This window comes from Mesorhizobium sp. Arg314 (genome assembly GCF_053714275.1).
Map to the genome: position 1 here is coordinate 1 of NZ_JBSKBP010000229.1, position 567 is coordinate 567.

The 567-nt window shown below is 65.4% G+C and carries 1 protein-coding gene; it reads right to left on the reverse strand.

Annotated features, from left to right (window positions below):
- Window positions 1-567, reverse strand: a 567-nt coding sequence (locus tag ACWGS9_RS35215) for an IS91 family transposase (RefSeq protein WP_454509481.1), incomplete at both ends; no start/stop codon positions are given.

Below are 567 nucleotides of genomic sequence, written 5' to 3' on the forward strand. Positions count from 1 at the left end.
TGTAGCGGCCGAGATAGGCCAAAACCTGCTCAGGCCCGCCAAAAGGCGGCTTCGAGTAGACGACCCAGCTGGCGCGCTTGAGTTCAGCGATTCGGTGAGCGAAGGCAGAAGGATCAACCAAGCCGGCAAGCTCGCCAGAGAAGCGCAATTGGCCGGCGGTAAAGGCGCTCTGCAAGGCTTGCAGGAACAGCCTGCGGAACATGGCGGAGAGCACACGCACTGGCAGGAAGAAGCCGGGACGACAGCCGACCCAGCGACTGCCATCGAGCGCGGGGCCGCCACCGGGGACGATGCAGTGGACGTGTGGGTGGTGCTGCAGGGTCTGGCCCCAGGTGTGCAACACCGCGATCAGGCCGATCTCCGCGCCGAGGTGTCGGGGATCGGCGGCGATCGTACGCAGGGTCTCGGCTGCGGTCCTGAACAAGATGTCGTAGACGACAGCCTTGTTGTGAAAGGCGATCTCGGCGACCTCGGCCGGCACGGTGAAGACGACGTGGAAGTAGGGAACCGGCAAAAGCTCCGCCTGGCGCTGGGCGAGCCAGTCGGCTCGCGCCAGGCCCTGACACT